Origin of the sequence: Paenibacillus sp. FSL A5-0031 (assembly GCF_001956295.1) — a bacterium.
Taxonomy (GTDB): Bacteria; Bacillota; Bacilli; order Paenibacillales; family Paenibacillaceae; genus Pristimantibacillus.
This window is the reverse complement of sequence record NZ_MRTD01000019.1, coordinates 121,895-145,350: the sequence shown is the minus strand read 5'-3', so window position 1 is coordinate 145,350 and position 23,456 is coordinate 121,895. Positions and strand designations below refer to the sequence as shown.

The following is a 23,456-nucleotide window of genomic DNA, read 5'->3' as shown; positions in this document are numbered from 1 at the left end:
ATTCAGAATCGGGAATTTGGGAATTTAGTGGACTAACCACTAAAACAAAAGTTACAGGTATCGAATGGATTCAGTTTGGGATAGAAAGCGAACCATTATTCAATTAACGGGATACTAAGTGTAACAACCACCAGGACAAGACTGCCGGAAATGATCGGCAGTCTCGTTGAGCTAACGGGCAGTTTAGCTTAACTACTAACTAGAATCATATAACTCGACAAACCAAATAAAGGAGATTTATTATGATTCATTCACCGAACTATATTATTGGCATTGACCTAGGTGGAACAAATATCAAATCAGCAATTCTAGATGAGAATTTACAAGTTGTAACCGAAAGAAGCGATCCCACAAACGCTTTCGAAGGTCCTGATCATGTGATAAAAACAATTAAAAACATTATCCGTGAGATGATGCAGCTTCATCATATTACCAAAGAAAATGTAATTTGTATGGGATTAGGTATTCCCGGATTGCTAAATCCCAAAGAAGGGCTTTCTATATTCTCACCTAACTTTCCAGGATGGGAAAATATCCACGTTGTCCAGGAGATGAATAAAGAATTTTCATTCCCAGTTTTTATCGACAACGATGTCCGAGTAAATCTCTACGGAGAGTGGTATTTTGGAGCTGGAAAAGATTTAAAAACGTAGTGCTAGTTACTATTGGAACTGGATTGGGCTCTGGGATTGTGGTGGATGGAAAGGTCCTATATGGTACTACTTCCAGCATCGGAGAAATTGGGCATATGAACATGTTCAGGGAGGGTCGACCATGCAGATGTGGTAGTTCAGGTTGTTTGGGTAGATATGTATCTGCCATAGGCATGGTACGTACCTGTGTTGAAAAGTTGGAAAGCGGAGAGCATAGTATTATTCAGACCTGGATTGAAGGCGACTCGAGCCGGATCAATGCGAAAATGATTTCGGATGCCTATGATTTGAACGACCAACTGGCTATAGAGGTCATGCACGAAACTGGTAAAATTCTAGGGTTTGGTCTTACAAATGTAGTCAACTTATTTAATCCTGAATTAATAATTATTGGTGGTGGTGTATCAGCCGCTGGAGACAGACTCCTACATACCGTCCGAGAAACCATCCGTAATCATGCGCTTAAATTGTCTTCAAATGCTTGCAGTGTGGTGGCTGCACAACTTGGTGGACGGTCAGGTATGATAGGGGCAGCGGCTTATGCAAAGCATCAGTTGGATATAGGTTATTAGTATGGACTATTCAACTAACGGGGAACGATAGTTCTATGTAACTAGCTGAATTGTTAAATCACCATCGTAACATATTTAAGAGGAAGAGGCTCGAAGATTACTCTCAAGATTCGAAGAAGTTTGTGAGACGAGCGCTGCCCTTTTATTCTGTGAACTTTATTGGAAGGATTCGGCTTTATATGATGTTGGTTTTAGCACATTCTTAAATAAGGACGATATTTTTCATGCCGTTTTCTCAACCCTAGTAAGTACTCACAAATTGGCTTATGAATGGAAAATTTCTGGTGCATACATGGGAAACTCTCATAAAATAAGGCGGCTGCTTTCCGAAAGTAATGTCGGAAAGCAGCCGCCTTTAAAGCTCTTTGTTTTATGCTCTTTCTGCTTGTTTATTGAGCCGCTTCTTTGATGTAGCCGTAGGCCCAATGGTTGACATTCAGATCGGTAAAGGTGTTCGCGGCCTGCTCATCGCTTGCTGCTGGCTCCCTGCCGAGGAGCCTGCAGAGAACGGTAACGATTTGCGCTCGGGTGAGCTCGCCATCCGGACGGAACGAGTGGTCCTCAAAGCCGACCATCAAGCCTTGGCCAGCGAGCTGTTGGATAGCTTCTTCTGCCCAGTGACCCTCGACATCCTTGAATGTCGGAGCAGGGGAAGAGGCCTTGTCTGGCAAGAAGGGGGCGAGCAGCTTGGCTAGCTCGGCTCTTGTCATGGGCTTCGCAGGGGCAAAACGGCCGTCTCCAATACCCGAAACCAATCCTTTCTCCGCAAAATAGAGAATCGCATTTAGTGAATACGCCGTAGCTTTAACATCTTGGAACGGGTTGCCTGTCACATTCACGATTTGCTTATCTCCGTTCGCAACCAAATGATAGAGCATTGTCATCGCTTCTTCCCTTGTAATCGCCTTGTCCGGCTTAAAGGTATGATCCGGATAACCGCTGACGAATGCTGTACCGCTTCGTTTGCTTAGCCCAACGCCAGCGGAGGAAAGGAGCACTTCTTCGGTCTTGAAGCCGGGGAAGGAGGAATTTCCTTCTTCAGGCTTGGCTGTTGGAGCTGTCGTAGGCGTCGCTGTTGGCGCAGCCGTCGGAGTCGGCGTTGGGCTGCTGCTCGGGCTTGGACTCGGTTCGATAGGTGCTGCCAGAACCGGTCCGGCTGCGAGCGCAGTGACTGGAGATCCTTCTTGAGCCGCGCAGCGAGGCGTGATCTCGACCTGCAAATAATGGCCTATCATCTCTGCAGTTGGCGTAAAGCTCAGCCCCGTAGCACCAGGAATGATGCTCCTGTTCGCCAAATCCTCGTCGCTAACGGTGTACCACTGAACGGTTGTGCCTTGCTCAGCCTCTGAGAGAGCATGGTAGTAGTCGTAGACGGCCGTAACCGTCTGGCCTGCAACGATATTAGCTGCTTCAGTATCGATTTTCACATTCAGTGCTTGCGGAAGTTCTTGCTCTGGTGCGTCAACGACGAAGACGGGCGCACTTTCGGCAAAAGCGCCGCGTGTACCGGCAATATCGACCGGAATGACCGCGAGCCTGATCTCAGATCCTAGATCCACTTTGGTTGGGATATAAGATCGTTCATTCGCACCAGAGATCGGTGAACCGCTGCGGTTCCATACATATTCGAAGTCGTCGGGGTTGGCGTCCTTGTCGCCTTTAATGAATGCAACGTTGGCGGTTAACGGCTTTCCGACTACGCGAACGCCATCTACGGTCACGCTAGTGATTTGCGGAGGAACGACGACCGTTCCGTTTACCACTATCGTCACCTCGGCAGCGACTTCGCCGCTAACGGTGCTCATTGCCTTCAACTTTGCCGTTCCGGCATTCACGCCACGTATTTTAGCAGTGAGTCCTTCTGGTATGAGCGATAGGACTCGGCCTGTGCCTGCGGCCGGCTGCTGATCCGCGATGATCCATTTCACATAATCACCCGTTGTGTACAAGGCTGCGATACCTTCTGCTCTTGCTTGAAGCGCAGCTTGCTCACCCACCTCCATGTCGGTGCTTCCGGTGATGACCATACGCGGGGGGACGGCTTCGAGCTTGATTTTATCAATGGATATATCATATTTGGCTGACGCTTCATGCTTGCCTGTGACTTGAAAGGCGAACACGTAGCTGCCTGGCTCAGGGAATGTGTATCTGCCGTAAGCGTGCTCTTGGAAAGCGGGAGCAGCAGCGTATTGATCGAAGGGCTCGCCGACAGCTTCGCCATTAATGAGCAATTGTGCGGTGCCTTTTTCGGTTCCAATCCGATGCGCAGCAGCTACGACATAGGTGCCGGGCTGCTGAACGTCTAAGGTGAGGTAGACGCTGTCGCCAACGCTTGGAATGGCTCCGGCCACCCATTTGCCGCCGCTTGCGCCCGGGTCATTAGCGGTTGAGACGCTTGCTCCGCTTGAAGCTGTAATCAGGCTGGCATTTTCTGCTTCATACGTCGGATTAGGTTCCGTTAATACAGGCGTTAATAAGATTCGGTCCGTATTCAGCACTTTGTTCGAGCTTCCTTCGAATCGGAAGCGGAATTTTTTCTCGCCTGTGCTGGCAAAGGTCACCGTGCCCAGGTCATGGAATTTAATTTTCTCGCTTTCGTTCTGATTCCAGAGTGCTCCTGCTTTATTTCCTTCAATATACCACTGGCCTCTGCCTCGAGAGGTCGATACCTTGGAGGCGACTTGTACCTGGTAGACGCCAGCTTTGGCGACATTCACAGCAAACTCGACATAGCTGCCGGCTGTTGCAGTTGAAGACGTAAAGTTAAGGCCGAACGTAGATGCATTAGGCGTCGTTCCGCCCGCAACCTTCGTCTGTGTTCCGCCAGACAGCGTTGTTTTCCCTTGGTCGAACAAATCGGATGCGATATAAGTTGCGGGAGATGGCAGGGACGGGATGAATACATCGTCTGTGGATTCAAATTGGTCAATAACGAGCGAGCCTTTGCCCGTTCCGTCAAAATGAACCGTAACCGCCATAGCGGCGTTCTCATTTTTGCCATAGACAATGATTTTTCCCGAGCTGTTTGCTTTTCCGGTTCCGGAAATTTTAATCAAGCTGCCGTCCATTGTAAGCGAGGAATTCTGAAAATTCTCGTCCGCATACAGCGTTTGGTAAGGCTGGTCCGCAAATTCCTGAATCCAGTAAGCTTTGCCTTTGGTCGTATTTTCATCAAGATCAATCTTGAAGCTCTTCAACTGATCGCCTGTCAGCAGCCCTTTGAACCGATAGGAGACAATTCCGGTGTCATCCAGCGTAATGTCTTCCACCAAGTAGGACTTATTCTTGTCCAGCCATCTTAGGTTAACGTCAACTGCCGCTGCGCCGGGCTTGCCGCCGCCCGTTGCGATCATGAGCGCCTGATCCTTGTTCTCGGATACGTGCATGAGCACGTATGGACCAGCGTTCTGATTCCAGTTCGCTGCCACATTGCTGTCCCAGCCCTCACCGGCATAGACGGGACGAATGATTGTGTCCGTTAGAGCCTGAATCCGCGGAGATTTCCGCCAAGCGTTGAATTTGCCCGCAAGCTCGATATTGGCTGGGCTCCAAGTATCTGGAGAAGCTCCGTGCTTAATATTTCTCGCAAACATGTATTTATAGAAGCTCGACATATCGCCAGTGCTCATATTCCCGGAATTGAAATAAACCGAATTGAGCGGCAAATGGCCAAACTGCCCTCCGAACAATGAAATATCCAAAGTCTCGCCATACTCGGTAGAAGAGGTTGTCCAGCCATTGTTAATGACATGGAGCAGCTCGTTGGAGCGATCGCCCTGTGAAGGCCAAATGTCCACCTCCGTCGTATATTTGACCTTATACTCCGGGTTTTCCTCAACAATGCCGTTCATGAGATCCTTGGACAAAACGTTTTTGCGGTAGACGTTATCGGTCGGATGTGAATATTCCGTCACCTCGTCATTAAGCCAAAACTGGGTAAGATCGATCATCTGATGAACGAGATGATAGTTATCGATCATATATTGGATTTTCTCTTTTTTGGCTGCAATGACGGCCGGATCCGCGAGATCGTTGCCGCGATTGTGGTAGCCGCCGGACAAGGAATACCATAGCCCGAACAGCAGTCCTTCGTTTTTGTAATAATCGGCCAGACGGTTCATGTTATCCGTGTAGGATGGAAGGGGCGTAACGCCATCCCGCGATGTACCGTTGCTGTCCGCATTGTTCCAGCCGTCGTCGAACATAACCATATCGAAGCCGGCTTGCTTCGTAATCGGCACGGCGGTCGATTTGTAGAAGGCCTCGCTGCGTTTGCCATTTCCCCATTGCCAGTCATTCGTGTTGAGAATGGTGGATGTATGGTTGTACTTGAAGCGGGTGCGAAGATGCTCTTCAACGGCCATCTTAGCATCTACAATATCCCCGGTGAACGCCGTGAGATTGACGGCAATATACTCGAATTGCTCTTGCGGGAATAAGACGAGCTGCAGCGCTTCCGGATTGGTAGAAACGGTGACTTGTTTGCCTTTAAAGGCGCTGATGCCTGCAAAGGCGCGGGCCATATACGCTTGCCCTGAATCGGGTACGCTAGGATCCCGTTTGTACACCTGCGTTTTGGAATTTACCTCAGGTCCAATATAGAAGCCATCACCCGATTGATATAAATTGATGAGCACTTTTATATCTTCGCTTGCTTTGCCGCAATCGGCTTGATCAACGCCGGTCGTATTGCTTTTCCATTTGGTAATGCAGGTATAGTGCAGGTTTCTCGGCTCGTCCGGCATGTCCAGCTTGAGGACATCGGAGGCTGTAATTTGAAGCCGCTTATCTGCACTGTTATTGCGGATGTAGGTTTGATACTTCAGGCCAGCGTTGCCGTCATAGATTTCAAAAGAGAGCGTAATCGTTATGCCGTCCTTCGTTACGGGAAGCTCTAGCCGCTTGCCGATGATCGAGCTGATGCCTTTTTCCGTCGTCATTGAAAGATTTTGCACGGTAGGCGTACCAAGTGTATAACCGCTATCGCTGGCAGTCAGCGTTTTTACGGCCCCAATGGTTTCTTTGCCGGTCTGGTTACTCTCCAGCAGACGATAGCTATAGGAGAACAGGGATGAACGATTAAGAGCCTGTCCTTGGGGCAGATACTCTCTTCCCGCGCGTTTATTGAAGAAGCTGTTTATTTGAAGACGACCTTCATTGGTAAACTCAATTTCCGTCCGGATCACCTCATTCTCCAGCGTCCATTTGTTGCCTGACTGTGTGCTGGTGGCCTCAGCTGCGAATGCCTGCATACCGGGCAGGAGCATGGCGAGAATGAGAATGAAGCTAATTACCTTTTTCGCATAACGTTTCTTGATCATTGCGACCCCTCCTGTTCATGATGGTTCTGAATACGCTTACAAAAATGGGGATTAAAGACAAGCCTAAATGAAATAGCCACACCCCTTGCTCTTGCTCTTCATTCACGTTCCCCTCCGTTTCAATAGTAATAGCTTTGCTGCCCCCATTGAAGGTACCATGTTGATGCTTGGATGAATACGCTTGTCACTGGAGATAAACTATCCTAAATCTGTTATCTTAAAGCAAAGTCAATCATTGATATGATCGCAAGCGAGGAAGGATAGAAAAAGTCGGCACATCGCAGGGGGAAACACAAATTAGATAGTTGCATGCGTTAGTATGCTAGCTTTTGGCATCTATATCTTCAATGGTCGAAAGCTATCCTGAATGGAGGTTCGCCAGATTAGGGAGCTTACGGATAGTTTATCTCGGATCAGCGTCGTATTTATTTCGAAGCTAGGGTGATATCTTTTTAGTAGCGCTACTATGAAAGTGCTTACAATACAAGTTCGACGACTAAGGGGAGGAATAGCAATGGGTAAGAAAAAGATGGGGAAGCTGCTAGGCACGGGAGTTCTGCTGGCGGCATTGGCTACGACGATTGCAGCTTGCGGGGGAAACAACAACACCCCGGCAGCAACGAATGCGGCATCGCCGAATGCAACGGAGAGCAGCAAGCCCGAGGAGAAGAAGGAACCGGTTAGTTTAAGGTTTTCTTGGTGGGGCTCGGATGCGCGCCACCAAGCGACGCTCGCTGCTATCGATGCCTACAAGAAGCTCAACCCGCATGTTTCTATTGAAGGCGAGTACCAAGGCTACGACGGCTACCAGCAGAAGATCATGACGCAAATTGCAGGAAATTCCGCGCCAGACATTATGCAGCTGGACTATCCGTGGCTGCCGGATCTCTCGGCACAGGGCGATGTATTCGTAGACTTGAATAAAGAGCCGGAGGTTGACCGCTCACAGTTCCCGCAAAAGGTGCTGGAGGAATATACCTCATTTAACGGAAGTCTCGTAGCGCTGCCTATGGGAACTAACGGATACGGAACGATGATTAATAAAGGCTTCTTCGATAAATTCGGTCTCTCGACCGACAAGCAGTGGACGTGGCAGGAATTGATTAAGGAAGGTGGCAGAATCAACGCGGGGAATAAAGGCAACCATCTATTTGTCATAGAGCCGGGAACGACGACGGGCGGACTGGGCGATTTTGTATTAGGAGAATACCTGTACTCCAAGAACGGCGAATATTGGGTTTCTGACGCTCCGGCAATCACTGCCTCCAAAGAGGATATCAAGGAAGCTTTAACGATGATGAAGGAGCTGTTCGACAGCGGCGCGGCGCTTCCGCTTGGTGATGCGGCACTATTTACTAGCAAGATGGAACAAAACCCGAAATGGGTCAACGGGGAAGTCGGTATGACGGTAGATTGGTCATCGACGGTATCGAAGTATAAGGCGGCTGCAGGAGAAGATAAGTTTGCGGTTGGCATGCCGATCTTTGCGGAAAATGGCAAATCCACAGCCATAAAATTCAAGCCATCAATGATTTTATCGGTTAACAAAAAGTCCAAAAACGCGGAAGAAGCCGTTAAATTCGTCAACTGGCTGCTGAACAGCAAGGAAGCCGCTCTGATCTTGCTGGATACCCGCTCAGTTCCGACATCGGAAGCGGCTATGCAAGCCTTGGTTGAAGCGAATGTTATTGACCCGAATGTTGCGCAAATGGTCGACAACGCGCTCAAAAACCCAACGGCATCACCGCCAATTGTACAAAATAAGCCTGAAATCGCGGATATTATTCGGGATATATGTGAAAAAGTTGTCTATGGCAGCCTTACGCCGGAGAAGGCCACGGATCAGTTGATTCAACGCGTAGAGGATAAATTCAAAGAGCTGAAATAGAATTCTACTGAAAAGCAAGGTGAGACTGTGAATATAAGGGCTAGAAAGTGGAGCAAGCAATATGTAGGCCTACTGTATATTTTACCATGGTTAATCGGCTTCCTCGTCTTCCAGCTGTATCCGTTCGGGGCTTCCTTTATCTATTCCTTCACGGATTACAGCATTACGAACAAGCCGAGCTTTATCGGAGCAGACAACTACGTGGATATGTTTACGAAGGACAGCAACTTCTACCAGTCCATGATTACGACGCTTGTTTACGTCTTTTTCTCGGTGCCTATGAAGCTGGTTTTCGCACTGCTGGTGGCGATTGTTCTTAATGTCAGTATTCGTGGAGTCAATACGTACCGTACGCTGTTCTATCTGCCTTCCATTCTGGGAGGAAGCGTCGCCGTCTCGATTTTGTGGCGCTTCCTATTCATGAAGGAAGGATTCGTTAACGGCTTGCTTGCCAAGTTTCACGTGCCTCCCGTCGATTGGCTGGGCAGCCCGAACATCGCTCTATTCTCGCTGAGCTTGCTGGCGGTATGGCAATTCGGCTCCTCGATGGTTCTGTTTTTGGCAGGACTGAAGCAAATCCCGAATGAGCTGTATGAGGCGGGGCGTGTAGACGGTGCATCGAAGATGCGCATGTTTTTTATGATTACTGTACCGCTGCTGACCCCGATTATCTTCTTCAACATTATTATGCAGCTGGTCAATGCCTTCCAGGATTTCACGAGCGCGTTTGTCATTACAAATGGCGGCCCGATGAATTCAACATACTTGTTTGCACTTAAGCTGTATGACGAAGGCTTTAAGTTTTTCAAAATGGGTTACGCCTCCGCGCTTTCGTGGGTGCTGTTCCTAGTCATCCTTGTCGTTACACTGATTATATTCAAATCGTCAAAATACTGGACGCACTACGAGGACGGAGGGGATTTTAAATGAATAATGGAAGTCTCCGCACTCGCCATTTGGGCAGTCATTTCTTCTTGTCAATATTTGCGCTTGTCATGGTGTTTCCGCTGATCTGGCTGTTTTTTGCCTCCTTTAAGGAGAATAATGAGATATTCGGCTCGTTAGCTTTGTTACCGAAGGAAATCGTGTGGGACTCCTATATTAAGGGCTGGAAAGGCAGCGGGCAATTTACATTTGGCGTCTTTTTGTTCAATACGTTTAAAATGGTTGTGCCTGTCGTCTTGTTCACACTGGGGTCAAGCGTCTTGGTTGCTTATGGCTTTGCGCGCTTTCGCTTTCCGCTCAAAGGGCTGCTGTTTGCGGTAATGATCTCGACGCTCATGCTGCCTAATGCGGTTATTATTATCCCGCGTTACATTTTATTTAACGAGCTCGGCTGGCTGAACAGCTACCTGCCCTTCACGATCCCGGCATTGTTTGCTTGTTATCCGTTCTTTATCTTTATGCTGGTTCAGTTTTTCAGAGGCTTGCCGAAGGAGCTGGACGAGTCCGCGACCATTGACGGATGCAATTCCTTCGTGGTGCTTACCCGAATTCTGCTGCCGCTGTGCAAGCCGGCTTTGTTCTCCGCAGCGATCTTTCAGTTTATTTGGACCTGGAATGACTTTTTCAACTCCCTCATTTACATTAACAGCGTCAAGAAATATACGCTGGCGCTAGGGCTGCGCATGTCGCTGGATATCAGCTCGGCCGCGAAGTGGAACGAAGTTATGGCGATGTCGATCGTCGCGATTGTTCCTTGCGTGCTTTTATTCTTCTTTGCGCAAAAATACTTCGTGGAAGGCATCGCTACGACAGGGCTGAAGGGTTAAGAGGTTCATTAGGGGCAGAAGGAATATGGTGCGGAATGAGAAAATGAGTGAGTAAGTAAGTGAATGAGTAAATGAGTGAGTAAGTGAGTAAGTGATTGAGTAAGCGATTGAGTTAGTAAGTGATTAAGGAAGTGAAGGAAGGAAGGAAGGAAGGAAGGAAGGAGCGTTCCTTGAGCAGCTTTGCTGTTTGAGGGGCCTCTTTTTTTTTGCTTGAGTGTAGATACAATATAGAGACGGAATGGGCCTCGTTCCATTTTCCTCGCAAGTTTAACTATTAATGAGCTTAAGGCTAGCTTATCCTGCATTATTGCAGGATAGAAGCTGATAATTGGCTCATAGAGGGACCTATGTTGTACGTGTGCAGTATAGGCAATGTTTGCTAGGCTAAACGCATCTCCTTGTGGGCATATCCTGCAAACGCGCAGGATAGCCCAAGAGAAAAGTGCATTTCGTATCAAATTGATGCAAAGGTGCAGGATTGGCCAGAAGAGAATGCTTTTCATATCGAATTGATGCAAACGTTCAGGGTAGCTTAGGAGATGAATTTTTTCTATATCGAAATGATGCAAAGGTGCAGGTTGGCTTAGGGCAGGAAGGTAGTGAAATTATGCAGGCATACGGGCTGCAATACGTAGAAAGATGACAGAAGGATTATGAGCAAACCTTATTCATTCAACTTGTAATGAGAGATAGTTATGCTGGGCAGTCGGAGAAATGTGGTGTGAGTAAAGAGAAAAGAATAAGAAAGAAGAGAGGAAAGAAGAGGGGGAATAAGAAGCAGCACGGCGTAGAACGACGAGAGAATGCCCAGGGAGGGCATTCTCTTGTCGTTCATTTCGTTCCATGCTAAGAAAATGATGCTAGCATTTTCTCATATTCGACGCCGCACAAAATCACAATCCCGATGCCATGCGTGTCATTTAGAATCCAATTCAGCTCATCGCGGTAATAGTTAGCGGAGAAGGAATAGCCGGAGCCTCGGCATACGCCATAAATATTCCCCTTGTGATCAATGGAATGTTTGGTGAGGCCCTCCCAAGCACGGCTGGCTGAACTTGCATACGAAGCGGGATCCTGAAGCCAGCCCAGGCGTACGCCTCGACTGAAGGCGTAGGCAAACATCGCCGTACAGGAGGTTTCTTCATACGAAGAGGGGTCTGTCAGCACTTGGTGCCACAAGCCTTTCTTGCCTTGAAGCTTCAAATAGCCGGACGCCAGCTCGTTAAATAGGTGAATGAGCTCGTTGCGATGCTTATGCGATTCCGGAAGCACAGCAAGCAGCTCGGATAGGGAAAAGAGTACCCAGCCGTTGCCTCGTCCCCATGGCACATAGGTTGGTGTATTGTATTTGAAATCATAAACATGAGATACAATTTGCTGATCTGGCATGTATAAGTAATCCTTGAAGAGAATGAATTGCTTGGCGGCATCGGTGATGGCGGCTTCGTTGCCCGTATGCTTGTAATATCGGGTCAAAAATGGCGTACTCATGTACAAGTCATCTGCCCAAAGCGTATTCTCCTGGTATTCGCCCGGCCGCAGCCTATAAAAAGCACCATCCGCCTGGCGCTCCTGCCTGTTCAATATATAGTCGGCAAGAGTATGCGCGATCTGCAAATAACTCTCGTCCCGCGTATCTTCATAAGCTTCGAGCATGGCCGAGCCGAAGGAGCCGCAGTCATCCAGCATGTTAAGCTCAACGAGCTGGTGATTGATAGCGGGAGCGCCATATTGTTCGCGATCCCATAGGGAATAGGGATATAGCCGGGTGCATTCGGAAATATGCGCGATCACATAATTTTGCAAATCCGCGCGCTCCAGCGTCCGCCCAGCCTGAAGCAGGCCATACAGCGTAACGCCAAGCGGATAGTTCCATCTCGCAAAACGTTCGTTCTCGAGGTAGGGCCTAACATAACCGTTCCTTATGGCTGAAGTACGCCAATACAAGGGTTTGGCATCTTTAGTAGCGTTAGGCTCGAATAAGCGGTACAGCGTAGGGAATAGATTTGTACCTTGTTCATCAGTATAGCCGCTGTTTTCTATTGGACCGAGAAAGATCCAGCTCTGTCGTACCCCTTTGATTTGCTGCGGAGCTTTTAATTGGTATGCGTTGACTCCATCGCTCACGGCTATGGAAACATTCCAATCAGTGTCCCCACAGGCAGATAACAACAGGAGCGTGTGCCCCCCAGGGGATAGTGAAATCGAAGCGTTAAAGCGGCCTCCCTTGCCTTGCAATACCAGAATCCCATCTACCCATATTTGAATAGGACCGGGGGCTTCTCCAAGTACTGTGCTGGGAACGGCTTGATGCCCGCTTGTTGCGAAGCTGCTCCACGCATAGGCAGATTGGCCAGGCAGTATGCCAAACAAAGCTGCAAAATCGCAGTCCGAATTGCTGTCATCGGACAACTGCGGATACCATACAGACGGCAAATCCTTCTCCGAAGAATGGGCATTCGGCAGCGTCTCCTCTGGATACAAATCTGTCTCCGAGCTGGAATAAACCCATCCGCCGCTGCCTGAGCGTTCAGTGTACGGGGATAGCGCATGCAGCGGAAACCATTTGTAATTGCTGGATCCGAAGATGCAGCCGAAGCCGGAGGAGGTTTTGATCATTTTGAGGAAAAAGAGGTTCCAGCCCTTCTGGAGCTGCGCTTGCAGGAGCCGTTGATTCAGAATGTTCACGTCATCGGCAACGGTTGATTTATAGAAGAGTCCGTTGTTTAAATAGAGTCTCACGGGTCCGTAGCAGCTTAAGGAGAGCTCAAGCTCGCTTTCTTCCTCGCTGTGTACCAGTGCGCAGGCATATCCGTATTCGCCCAATTGCCGCTCGGGAAACGTGGGTCCTAAATTCATGTCATAGCGGCCATCCTCCAATTGCTTGAAGCTGTCTGTGCTTAGTGTTCGGAAAGTGAAGCCGTTTGGCGGAGTAGCTGCCACGTATTGATTGGCGATCGTCTCGATCACCTTACAGACCGAGCTTCCTTGCCTGTCATATATACTCTCTTCTAAAGGGAAATAATTGCTCATAGAATCTGTCCTCTCATAGGGAATGGGGCTTATTATCAATTCAAGCGTAACAGCACTTAGAGTGGAATGTAACGAAGGCGAGCGGATAAAAACACTCATTGGTCAACACATTTAAAGAGGTTGTCGGTTAAAGAATAGATTTGTATGGTTTAAGATATATTGCGGCGTTTGAGGATAGGAGAAACCTTATTTAACGCTTGACCGACATGAATTAATTACGCTAATCTAAAATTGGAAACGCTTTAAAAATAAAGGGGCATTCACGCTTCGACAGAGATGAATTCGGAGGTCATGATGTACAAACTACTGATTGCAGACGATGATTACGAAATTCGCAACGGTCTGTGCAAATATTTTCCTTGGGACTCGATCGGCTTTCATGTTGTTGGAGACGCCGAGAACGGGCAGGAAGCCTATGATTTTATTAAAAATAACGAGGTAGACGTCATTCTTTGCGATATCCGCATGCCCGTTATGTCCGGAATTGATCTAGCAGCAGAGCTAAACGCCAAATACTCCCGCATCCAGATCATTTTCTTCAGCGCATTCAAGGATTTTGAATACGCGCAGAAGGCGCTTGAAGCAGGGGTCAGGCGTTATATTTTGAAATCTACGAACTATAATGAGCTGATTCGCGCGTTCACGAATATTAAGGAGGAGCTCGACAGCACGGTGTCGGCGCCCGAAGTAAAGGGTGGAACCGAGCTTAGCGGTAGCTTTCCTGAGAAGGTAATTGCTACGATCAAGGACTATGTTCGGAAGCATTACAAGGATGTTACGCTGGAGGACCTATCGCAGCAGGTGCATATGAATGCCGATTACTTGAGCAAGTTTTTCAAAAAACACGCCGGTATCCGTTTTTCCGATTATTTGACCACGGTCAGAATGGAGGAGGCGGCGCAGCTGCTCGAGGATATCCAGTATAAGACCTACGAGATCAGCGACCGGGTCGGCTACAGCAATTCGTTTAATTTTACGAGAGCCTTCAAAAATTACTACGGGATGACGCCGCGCGACTACCGCAATCGAAAGGGCTGGAAAGAAGAGCAGGAAGAGCATAACTGATAGAGCTGGAGATGGACGATGAGAAAATCCTTTTTCGTAAAAAACGTGCTTCGTTTCATAATACCACTGCTTATACCGCTCATTATATTGGGCGGTTTTTCCATTATAACGACCTTAAGCTATATTAAAACAGAGCTTAACACGAGCAATTACAAGATGCTGGAGCAAACCCGCAGCACGGTGGAGCTGATGTTCAACGAGCTGGACTCAGTGCATTACACTTTGAACTATAACACGAGGCTTATTCTGCGACTGCGTTCGCTGCTTACAGGGAATGAAGCGAGCTCAAGCGATATTGAAGCTTTTAATCACTTTATGGGGATCATTAATGCACCGACCAATATCAGACCGCATATTCACTCCATCTATTTGTATTATGATAATGCTGACGGTAATTTCCTCGCTTCCAATGAGGGGAGGGTTAACCTCAAAAACTACAATGATGTTTCTTGGTATGCAACGGTTACGGCTATGAAGCAGAAGAAACAGGATTTGTATATCGAGCGCCGTACGATGAAGCGATTCTCCTTCGATCGTAAGGAAACAGAGCTCGTAACGCTGTACAAGCGATTTGTGCCACCGGGCTTGACGAAGACGGAAGGTTATATGGTAGCTAATATTCGGATGGATGAGCTGGAGAAGAGCATGGAGAAGTTTCTCTACCAGCCGCAGCAGCTGGTATTCATGATGAATGGGGAGAAGGAGATACTCACTACGACTAATGTCTCTCATGCGGACCTTGAGGGCATCTCTAGGCTGGATCTATCCAAGTCACAGCGATATAAGTCGGAGGTAACAGGAGAGAGCTACGTGGTGTCCAAGCTGAATTCGGAGGTCTATGATTTACAGTATATCTCCGTTACGCCGAGCCGCCATTTCTATCAGCTGTCTACGAATCTGCTTTATCTTACCGTGACGCTTGTGTTTGTTTCCTTGGTGCTTGGAATCATTCTGACTTATTACATTTCTCGGCGCAATCATCGGAATATGATGCGGGTGCTGCAAACAATCGACAATGCGGAGAAAGGGAGGCCAATCCCGCGGCTGCCAGAGAAAATTACGGATGAATATAGTTTTATTTTGCAAAGCATGATCAAGTCATTTGTTGAACGCAGTGCGCTCAAGATCCAGCTGACCGAGAAAAAATATATGCTGCAGATGATGGAAATGATGGCGCTGCAGTCCAATATTAATCCGCATTTTATGGCGAATACGCTGCGGACGATTTTTTGGAAAGCCATCGGTCTCACGGGCGGGCAGAACGAAGTGAGCCAGATGCTCGATTATCTATCGGAGGTTATCCACTATGCCATCAGCTCATCCAATAAGAAGGTAACGCTGGAGGAGGAGCTGCGGAATACGAAGCATTACATCGAGATCATGAAAATCCGCTACAAGGACAAGTTCCATATGGTTTGGGATTATGATGAGGATTTGCTCGATGCTGAGGTGTTGAAGCTTTTGTTCCAGCCACTGCTTGAAAACTCCATTTACCATGGCATTAAAGAGAGCAACCGATTCGGTTATGTGAAACTTCGGATTAGGCAGCGCGGCTCCAAGCTGCATATTGCAATTATCGACACGGGGCTTGGCATGACGAGGGAGCGGCTGGTTGAACTAAGGCAAATGTTTACGGCTGAGAAGGAAACGAAGCATATCGGGCTGTTTAATACGTACAAAAGGCTGCAACTTATGTATGGCAGCGGGCATCAGTTCCGTATACGCAGCAAGTTGGGCTGGGGAACGTTGATTGAAATTGTACTTCCTATCGATGAAAAAGAAATGTAGTGGGATTCGCAAGTACTGATTTTGAAGGTTAACGTTAATATAAGCTGAACAAGTTATTGTTATGTTTTAGTGAGGATTATAAATTTTGAGAAAATGAAATAAAATTGTAGACTGAGCAGTGACATTGAACTAGTGGGTAACGATAGTTGAACGATCTTGGTATTACGTTGAGATAAAATGACTTTGAATAGATAAGTTGTAACAGCAGCGTGAGATGGGATTTTGGTTATAGAGTTGCCGCTTTATAGTCACAAGTAAAAATTATTATAAATTGTAAATCGAAAAGCCTTACTGTGTATAGGAAAATAATCACTGTTAATTACAATGTACCAACGAGTTTGCGAACCTTGAGATGATTGCGACCATGATTAACAAGCTGACAAAAGATGCAACGCCAGAACAGCTTAAGGCTGCAGGTCTAGGTGCTCATTATGTGGCTCATGACAGCGCCTTGTTTTATGAGAGTGCAGGCGGCGTACCCTTTACGGCTATGTACATTCAGGCCAAAGGTGATCCAATTGCGGATCCACATGAGGACATAACGGCGGAGGAGAAGGCTAGGGCGACGTATCAGTGGCTGATTGATCTAACAGACGATGTGGATCTGCAGGATAGCTTTAAGTATTTGTGGGAGCGGGAGATTGTGCATTCACTGTGGTTCCGGGAAGCAGTGGAAATACTTAAGGATAAGCGGGATGAGAAGATATTTTATGAGAGGGCACCTCTCTGCAGGGTGCTGCGGGGAGGTTTTTACTGACTGTTGATGTAAGCTAACAGTGCCATCCACACGTGTTGCACTAATTAAATCAGGTCCCGTTTCGTAGGAAGTGGCATCTGCGGCAGAACCGTATGTCTGTCCGTTTTTATTTTTAGGATAGTTCATATTCTTAGGGCTAATATACAAAGAACCAATTATGTTTACTCCATCAACATCATACAGTGGGACATTACGACTAAGTTCTCCGAGATAATCTTTTTTCGGCAAGTATCCTGCAATGCCATTCACACTTCCTGAAAAAAATAAGTCAGGTTGCATTTCAACGGAAGTGGTTTCATTGGCTGAACCGTACCGTATGTCTGTCCATTTTCATTTTCAGGATAGCTAGGAAGATTTGTGAGGCTTTGATTAATCGTGCTTTTAGCATCGCTTTGAAACGCCATAGTACCTCCCACTACGCAAATGGTCAAAACAACACCAAGAATGATTATTCTGATGCGTTTCGAGTAAACACTCATTTTCTCACTCCTTAAAAATACTCAATTGTAAATGTATGGTGGTAAACTCGCCAATTACTTATTCGATTCCAGTAGTTGGAAGTTGCGATATTCTGCCCTAAGCTTAATGAAGCATCGTCAGACTAATACTTTATTTTATTCTGACATCCACACTTTCCAAGACAATTTCGACTGAACGTCCCGAAATTCCAAATGCAGCAGATGAAGCGATAACGATGGTACGCGATCAACAAGGCATTTTTGAATTTTTCCGTAAAAGGTCTTCAGCAGCTAAATTGCGTTCGTTGATTTTCATTGAAAATGGATAACCGCTAAAAAACAAAAAACTAGGGTCCCAAAGTGGCCCTAGTTTTTTACAAACATCAATCGTAATCAGCTCAATCGATTAATTTAGTAATGATTTGACTCCTAACCGAAAAAAAATTGAGTGTTAATTAGATTCTATGAGTCCAGCTGTTATTAAATCTTCAATGTTAAGATACATGGTTCCTTTGTATTTCTTAACACGAATGTCACTTAAAGTAAAGTCGCCATCCGTCGCCTTTTTGTATTCTGCTGTCAAATTAATATCCAATCTGACGATTTCGAAGCCGACATATTTGCCTATCGTAATGATGTTGGCATTGCTATTGCCAAGTTTGCTTACGCCTTCGATTTCAGACAGCATAGATAATGAAATCCATCCCTTGCTCATCAGTGGCGGCAAGGCTTCTTTATTCTCTACTGCAGCTACATAATTGGTGTCAAAATAATCTGGATATCCTTTATACCCTGGTAGTTTGGATTCCTTCTCTGTTGGTGGCGCACCAACAACACGGAATTCAGGGAAATTTGCAATTGTCTTGGTAATGGAATCGATCTCGGCTAACTCTTTTTGGGTATTCAGGGCGTTGGTTGCAGCGGGACCAAACGATATCACTCCATCAGCACTGAAAAATATCGGGATACCGTCGATCGTGTAAGAGGCCCCTTTAAAGGATGGACTATTAACTTGAATCACATTTGCTTCTGCAGACCAATAAACGGAGTTACCTGTTGCTTCCCCAACGATTCTAATTGGGATGTAAGTGTTGCCATTTTGCGTAATGGGTTCTGCTTGCAATGCTTTCTTCTGGCCGTTCACAACTGCTGTTTTGTTGCCAATCGTAAATGTAATCTTTAAATCATCCTTTTTGCCCGTAACTTGTTTAAGTTTTGCATCATAACCGATTTCCATTTTCAATTTTCCAAATAATTCTCTGAAGGGAACGAAGGAAACTCCATTCTTGCTTACTGATTTAGATTTGAGCGGGACTCCATCTACAAAAATATAAGCTCCTTTATTGGCTGCTGATACAGGAATAACACCTATACTGAATAATAAAACGCAAATCATAGCAGTAATCGACAATCTCTTCAAAAAAACGCCTCCAGAACTAGATTTTTTTTCCACTATTTACTATCTTACTATCATTTGGAACTCTGTCAATAAAAAAGATAGTTATTTTGTCGAAATGTGACCCAAGTATTCAATGTTCTTTCGAATTCCCTCAAATAAAGAGGCTAACCCAATTGTAGCTTAAGATCATCAATCGTTTTACATACTTTGGGCTGTCGGTTGGTTCACGATCTCAGCGTGAAAAAGCATCGACCACGCAAACTTATGCTCAGCTCCGCGGAGAGCGTCGGAGAGAACTTTATCGCCGATTTTTTTAGCATTTAGTTAATCAGGTTCAATGGTATTGTTGAATGCCTTTAATTATTCAGTCCCTAATTGAACTAACGGGCAGGATGGCTTAGAGGTAAATATTTACATAATAACAAGTGGTCGGTATAATTTAAGAGTATTGAGCAAACAGCCAAAGGGGTGTTTTTAATTGGAATTTGGACTTTCCCATAAAAAGTTTAACGCCAAAAGACCAGGGTCTCTTGTTGGTACAATTACCGGAGTCTTAGAACATTTTTCGTCATTGTATGCGAATGTTGGTGAGGCTACGGAGAAAAATGGCATTTGGTCTTTACGAGAAAGCACTCCAATATGCACTACATGTAACGGTACAGGTACTGTCCTTGGTGATATTGATTCAAGTCGTATGGTCGCAACTGAGCTCTCGCTTAAAAAAGGAGCTGTGCTTTTATGGGCGGGTACTAACTGCGGACCTGTTGTAAAGATTAGAGAACTGGCTAAAATGATCGGGATTGACTTTGAAAGCCCACTTGTTGAGCAAAATAAGCAATTTACCGATATTTTACTTTATGGATATGATAAGGAACCTATAACATACGTTTACAAGAAAAGGGAACATAAAAAATATTATCGTGGGTGCGTTTTCGATTTGGAACATATGCGTGCTGCAGGAACAACTAGTAAAGGAAACCTTTGGGCAATAAAATTATTCTCCCGACATGGAAAGTGTCCAAATTGTACCGAAAGCTTGTTGGAACAGGAACGCTTGGTTATGGGGAATTCCCTTTCAGATGTGTTAAGAATGCCGATCTCAGAATCACTATTAGTTGTCCAGAAATTACGTAATTGCCTCGACAAACAAGTATTAGATAATTATTGCGAGTTGATTAATGATCTGGAATTGCGTCTATCATATCTAAATAAAATTGGTCTAAAGACTCTTTCGGCTTTCGATGTTAGAAACTTGGTGAATCCATAAATTGGTTAAGCTAACGGGACACTATAGTTCAAACATGATATGTCGGCAACGAGTCATATGATCGGTTGCCCTTTTCAATGAAGTAATGGGTAGTTATACATAACTACAAATATGTATAATAAATGGTAAAATCCTCTAGTAAAGTAAGGGGGAGAGACAAATTGAATTTTTCATTATAATTTTAGCTGTAGGATTCATCTGCTTAATAAGTTATCTTCGAGCAATACATATTTCTCTTCAGAAAATTATCGAAATAATGTCAAGTAAAAAAGAGAAATAGACAACACCAAGAATGTAATTCCTTGAGATAAGTGATTAAGCTAACGGGACACGATAGTTAAAAACACATGATGAGCAAGCTCTACATTGGACTACTCATCGGTCCATTTCATCGGAAATAAAATGGGGGGCATGTAGTGAAATTACTTAACTGGAAATATGATGTTGAGGTTTAAGGTTCTTCGGGCGAGTGGAACTGGATAGAGATCACCTTGACTTTTGAAGACGGCAGCAAATGGTGGCAATTCGGAGGAGGAACCGTTCAAATAGATGAAGAAGGAGAGAAAATTGATGATATAGATTAAACTATCGGAGAACGATAATTAAACATACAAGGAGCAGTTTGCTGCGGCAGCTGCTCCATTTTCTTGTTAAACTAACGGGCAGTTTAACGAAAAACAGGAAGCTATTGTAACTTAGGAGCCGTTCTGTAGGGATCGTTGACATAGTTCTTGAATTGCGTGGAGTACAGACAGACGTAATAATAGAAAAGAGGAAAACGAAGTTACTCAAAACAAAAGGAGGTAGGAGAACGTGTCGAACATGGACAAGGAGAAAAAGGCTATGGAGAAAGTGACAACGGTGTATGAAACAGGCGAGATCATAACGGCGAAAGTGTACAAGGTCAGCCCGGAGCAGAAAGAGGAACTCGATCGTCTGTCAGCTGAGAGGCACGAAAAGTTACTCGAGGAGGCAATACCGAAGATCCGCGCACGGTACGAGCAACTGGTCAAGTTCCGTCAGCAACAGTCGAATGCTGACGAGGTTGGCAAGCTTCCGAGTGATTCTGCTAACGGTTAGTTTAATTTAATTCTCATGGAATAAAAATGGTATAATACTATGGAATAATTTTGAATTTCGAGGTGGGAAATGGGGATAGATTTCTCAGCTGTTTTTAAACACTCATTAGATGTTACAGCCATAGAAGTTTTTAAAGAAGAGATTGTTAAAGGGACAAGATTTCCTAAAGCTGTAAAGTGTATTAAAGAAGTTAATTTTCATAATCCGCATCTTGACAGACAATGGTTATTAAATCGTGATCGTATTAGTGAATCACATAACTTTGAGCCATTTGATCCCGTGCCAATAGGGGATGAAGAATATGTTGAGCTTGGAGGCCCTGGTGGGTTTAGATTTATATTTAATAAGTACATCTGTGAGTTCAGTCCTTGTTTTAGGTGGTATCAATTTATAGAAAATCAAGAGTTGCAACTTGAACTAAGGGCAATATGCCAAGAATTTGCTGACTACTTCGGTTATAACTTTGCAATATATATGGGAGATAATTATTGTGCATTAGATTATGTTTTTGAAGGTCGCAATATGGATTATTATAAAGCCAAGCTTATGAGTAGATTCGGTAAAGCTAAATTATCTATCGGTGAATTAATACAGAAAACTAATAGTGGTTGGGAATCAGAAGGGTATTTTATAGATAATTTTAACGATTTGCAACGTAATTCTTTGAGCTAAAAAGGTGAAGGATAGTTATACGGACCATAGAGCAGTTAGCCGGATGGCAGCTGCTTCTTTCTCGTTAAGCTAAAGGGCAGATAGGTAACATTTTTGTCTTCAAATTTCCACTTGACCCTTACGTAACGTAATGATTTATAGTGAACGTAAAAGAAGGATGAAACACAGCCTACTGCCAAAAAATCAAACAACTATATTCGAAATCGGAGGAGAAGCAAACATGAGAAAACTCGTATTGTTCATGCATGTATCACTGGACGGGTATGCGTCAGATTCAAACGGAGGACTAGACTGGATTCCTTACAACGAGGAATTAGAGAAATACGCCGAGGAAGTCGTAGCCGAAGTCGGCTCTCCGGTATACGGACGAACGACGTATCGAATGATGGAGAGCTACTGGCCTTCGGTGCTGGACAATCCGGATGCGTCGAGGCACGATATGGAGCATGCCAAATGGCTGCAGGATGTTAAGAAGATCGTCATTTCCGACTCGATGGACATTGTTGAATGGAACAATACGGTACTGATCAAGGACAATATTGCAGATGAAATCAAGGCGCTCAAGGAGCAGCAGGGTAAAAATCTCGTTATCTTCGGCAGTCCGGGGGCGGCGAAGACGTTGCTTGAACTCGGCCTGATCGACGAATTCCTGCTGACGATTTGTCCAGTCATCTTGGGCAGCGGAAAATCGGTATTCCACGGCGACGGTGAGAAAATCAAGCTCAAGCTGCTGTCCAGCCGAACGCTCAAGTCGGGCATTATCGCGGCCCGCTATGAGTTGGAGAAATAGCTCTGCCGTGCAAGATGTTCTACTAACGGATAACGATAGTTGAAAACTAAAGGGCTGCCGCGTGGCAGCCCTTCGTCATTACGCTAACGAGGAGCATTCCTATTATGAAGAAATACGCTCCTTGGTATGATGTTATTGGGTCCAAGCTGCTCGCCAGTCGAATTCAAACAAACCAAGGAGACTACAAGATAAATGAACGCATTAATCAAATCACTTCTTCTACTTTAATTGTTGGTGTCGACATCACCAAATTCAAACATGTAACCCGAGCGCAAGACTACCCGGGGGCGAGCTCGGAATGAGTGTGATAAGAGATGACTGTTCCAATTTATAGAACTGTTTAGACGTTCAATAACTCTTGCCACTCTAATCTTTCCACCTCATCATCATGTAAAGCTGCTCGACGCTTTAGGAGCTCATATGTCTCACTCCACTCGTCAGGGTACCTTGTCCATTGAATTCGCTTATACAATTCTCCTAAGGCAAGCTCTACTTCATTTCTAAATTGTTTCCATAGCACTTTAGCTTTGTAATAGTCACCGTTATTACGAGTAGCATTCACTACGTCATAACAAAGTTTATCTTTTCTGAAAATCTCCATATTGATTTCATCAACTTTAAAAAGAATTTCTTTTTTGAGTTTTGCGTCATTCTCCATAGTTGCGATCATTTCGGCCATAATAGAAGTTATATTGGGATTATTTTGAGCTGCGTGATTCATACATTCAGTGAGTTGGATAGTCATAAATTTTTCCCTCCTAGCAACGTTCTGTTACCATTCTGGTTTTATATAATACTTTTCGTTAGAAGGAGGTTTTTTTAGTCACTAAGCAAGTGAAGACAGCTACTGGTAATAAAAGGGGGAGTGAACTTAATTAATGGATGAAAAACAAACCTATCAAGCACTTGATGACTTTTCGACTAATGAAACGCTGGAACGC

At 45.4% G+C, this 23,456-nt stretch carries 15 protein-coding genes and 2 pseudogenes; 12 read left to right on the top strand and 5 right to left on the bottom strand.

The annotated features are described in order from the left end of the window. Positions 1 to 242 precede the first annotated feature (242 nt). A pseudogene (locus tag BK120_RS36490) lies at positions 243 to 1,225 on the top strand (ROK family protein). Between the two features lie 389 nt (positions 1,226 to 1,614). On the opposite strand, the gene BK120_RS27270 reads toward BK120_RS36490, so the two are convergent. Beyond that, positions 1,615 to 6,546: an S-layer homology domain-containing protein gene (locus BK120_RS27270; protein ID WP_076270664.1), complete on the bottom strand. Its 4,932-nt coding sequence runs from the start codon at positions 6,544 to 6,546 to the stop codon at positions 1,615 to 1,617. 514 nt (positions 6,547 to 7,060) lie between these two features. On the opposite strand from BK120_RS27270, the gene BK120_RS27265 reads away from it, so the two are divergent. Genes BK120_RS27265 through BK120_RS27255 form a run of 3 tightly spaced genes read left to right on the top strand, consistent with a single transcriptional unit; the run spans position 7,061 to position 10,206 of the window. Continuing rightward, entirely contained in the window at positions 7,061 to 8,434 is a 1,374-nt protein-coding gene (locus BK120_RS27265; protein WP_076270663.1) for an ABC transporter substrate-binding protein, read from the top strand. A 27-nt stretch (positions 8,435 to 8,461) separates the two neighbouring features. Further along, positions 8,462 to 9,364 (top strand): carbohydrate ABC transporter permease, encoded by a 903-nt coding sequence (locus tag BK120_RS27260; RefSeq protein WP_076270662.1) that lies wholly within the window; start codon positions 8,462 to 8,464, stop codon positions 9,362 to 9,364. Further along, the gene (locus BK120_RS27255; RefSeq protein ID WP_065386373.1) at positions 9,361 to 10,206 is read left to right on the top strand and encodes a carbohydrate ABC transporter permease; all 846 of its coding nucleotides are present in this window, start codon (positions 9,361 to 9,363) and stop codon (positions 10,204 to 10,206) included. Before BK120_RS27260 ends, BK120_RS27255 begins: the two co-directional genes overlap by 4 nt. A gap of 846 nt (positions 10,207 to 11,052) precedes the next feature. On the opposite strand, the gene BK120_RS27250 is transcribed toward BK120_RS27255, so the two are convergent. Next, complete coding sequence (locus tag BK120_RS27250) at positions 11,053 to 13,239, bottom strand: glycoside hydrolase family 88/105 protein (RefSeq protein ID WP_076270661.1); 2,187 nt, start codon at positions 13,237 to 13,239, stop codon at positions 11,053 to 11,055. Between the two features lie 291 nt (positions 13,240 to 13,530). Between BK120_RS27250 and BK120_RS27245 the strand changes: the two genes are divergently transcribed. From BK120_RS27245 to BK120_RS27235, 3 genes and pseudogenes are all read left to right on the top strand, one after another. Further along, a complete protein-coding gene (locus tag BK120_RS27245) occupies positions 13,531 to 14,304 on the top strand; it encodes a response regulator transcription factor (RefSeq protein WP_256711037.1) in 774 nt (257 codons plus the stop codon). An 18-nt stretch (positions 14,305 to 14,322) separates the two neighbouring features. Next, positions 14,323 to 16,092 carry a sensor histidine kinase gene (locus BK120_RS27240; protein WP_076270659.1) on the top strand — a complete coding sequence of 590 codons (1,770 nt, stop codon included), beginning with the start codon at positions 14,323 to 14,325 and terminating at the stop codon, positions 16,090 to 16,092. A gap of 328 nt (positions 16,093 to 16,420) precedes the next feature. After that, a pseudogene (locus tag BK120_RS27235) lies at positions 16,421 to 16,849 on the top strand (manganese catalase family protein); the annotation flags it as partial. Between the two features lie 245 nt (positions 16,850 to 17,094). Here the strand turns inward: BK120_RS27235 and BK120_RS27230 are convergent. Both BK120_RS27230 and BK120_RS27225 read right to left on the bottom strand, forming a co-directional pair. Beyond that, the gene (locus BK120_RS27230) at positions 17,095 to 17,328 is read right to left on the bottom strand and encodes a hypothetical protein (protein ID WP_076270658.1); all 234 of its coding nucleotides are present in this window, start codon (positions 17,326 to 17,328) and stop codon (positions 17,095 to 17,097) included. A 430-nt stretch (positions 17,329 to 17,758) separates the two neighbouring features. Continuing rightward, entirely contained in the window at positions 17,759 to 18,727 is a 969-nt protein-coding gene (locus BK120_RS27225) for a copper amine oxidase N-terminal domain-containing protein (protein WP_076270657.1), read from the bottom strand. 457 nt (positions 18,728 to 19,184) lie between these two features. On the opposite strand from BK120_RS27225, the gene BK120_RS27220 reads away from it, so the two are divergent. The 5 genes from BK120_RS27220 (at position 19,185) to BK120_RS27200 (ending at position 22,817) form a co-directional block, all read left to right on the top strand. Further along, positions 19,185 to 19,973: a hypothetical protein gene (locus tag BK120_RS27220; protein WP_076270656.1), complete on the top strand. Its 789-nt coding sequence runs from the start codon at positions 19,185 to 19,187 to the stop codon at positions 19,971 to 19,973. 822 nt (positions 19,974 to 20,795) lie between these two features. Next, complete coding sequence (locus tag BK120_RS27215) at positions 20,796 to 21,053, top strand: hypothetical protein (protein WP_144376873.1); 258 nt, start codon at positions 20,796 to 20,798, stop codon at positions 21,051 to 21,053. A gap of 69 nt (positions 21,054 to 21,122) precedes the next feature. After that, on the top strand, positions 21,123 to 21,725 hold the full coding sequence (locus BK120_RS27210; protein WP_076270654.1) for a hypothetical protein: 603 nt from the start codon (positions 21,123 to 21,125) through the stop codon (positions 21,723 to 21,725). A gap of 220 nt (positions 21,726 to 21,945) precedes the next feature. Next, positions 21,946 to 22,515 carry a dihydrofolate reductase family protein gene (locus BK120_RS27205; RefSeq protein ID WP_076270653.1) on the top strand — a complete coding sequence of 190 codons (570 nt, stop codon included), beginning with the start codon at positions 21,946 to 21,948 and terminating at the stop codon, positions 22,513 to 22,515. Positions 22,516 to 22,619: 104 nt separating this feature from the next. Continuing rightward, a complete protein-coding gene (locus BK120_RS27200) occupies positions 22,620 to 22,817 on the top strand; it encodes a hypothetical protein (RefSeq protein ID WP_076270652.1) in 198 nt (65 codons plus the stop codon). 38 nt (positions 22,818 to 22,855) lie between these two features. On the opposite strand, the gene BK120_RS27195 is transcribed toward BK120_RS27200, so the two are convergent. Further along, a complete protein-coding gene (locus BK120_RS27195; RefSeq protein WP_076270651.1) occupies positions 22,856 to 23,260 on the bottom strand; it encodes a hypothetical protein in 405 nt (134 codons plus the stop codon). Positions 23,261 to 23,456: the final 196 nt, after the last annotated feature.

Excerpts from the sequence above, each read along its gene's own strand:
- BK120_RS27270 (WP_076270664.1), bottom strand. The coding sequence starts at position 6,546 with ATGATCAAGAAACGTTATGCGAAAAAGGTAATTAGCTTCATTCTCATT.
- BK120_RS27265 (WP_076270663.1), top strand. The coding sequence starts at position 7,061 with ATGGGTAAGAAAAAGATGGGGAAGCTGCTAGGCACGGGAGTTCTGCTG.
- BK120_RS27255 (WP_065386373.1), top strand. The coding sequence starts at position 9,361 with ATGAATAATGGAAGTCTCCGCACTCGCCATTTGGGCAGTCATTTCTTC.
- BK120_RS27250 (WP_076270661.1), bottom strand. The coding sequence starts at position 13,239 with ATGAGCAATTATTTCCCTTTAGAAGAGAGTATATATGACAGGCAAGGA.
- BK120_RS27245 (WP_256711037.1), top strand. The coding sequence starts at position 13,531 with ATGATGTACAAACTACTGATTGCAGACGATGATTACGAAATTCGCAAC.
- BK120_RS27240 (WP_076270659.1), top strand. The coding sequence starts at position 14,323 with ATGAGAAAATCCTTTTTCGTAAAAAACGTGCTTCGTTTCATAATACCA.
- BK120_RS27230 (WP_076270658.1), bottom strand. The coding sequence starts at position 17,328 with ATGAGTGTTTACTCGAAACGCATCAGAATAATCATTCTTGGTGTTGTT.
- BK120_RS27215 (WP_144376873.1), top strand. The coding sequence starts at position 20,796 with ATGGACAAGGAGAAAAAGGCTATGGAGAAAGTGACAACGGTGTATGAA.
- BK120_RS27210 (WP_076270654.1), top strand. The coding sequence starts at position 21,123 with ATGGGGATAGATTTCTCAGCTGTTTTTAAACACTCATTAGATGTTACA.
- BK120_RS27205 (WP_076270653.1), top strand. The coding sequence starts at position 21,946 with ATGAGAAAACTCGTATTGTTCATGCATGTATCACTGGACGGGTATGCG.
- BK120_RS27200 (WP_076270652.1), top strand. The coding sequence starts at position 22,620 with ATGAAGAAATACGCTCCTTGGTATGATGTTATTGGGTCCAAGCTGCTC.
- BK120_RS27195 (WP_076270651.1), bottom strand. The coding sequence starts at position 23,260 with ATGACTATCCAACTCACTGAATGTATGAATCACGCAGCTCAAAATAAT.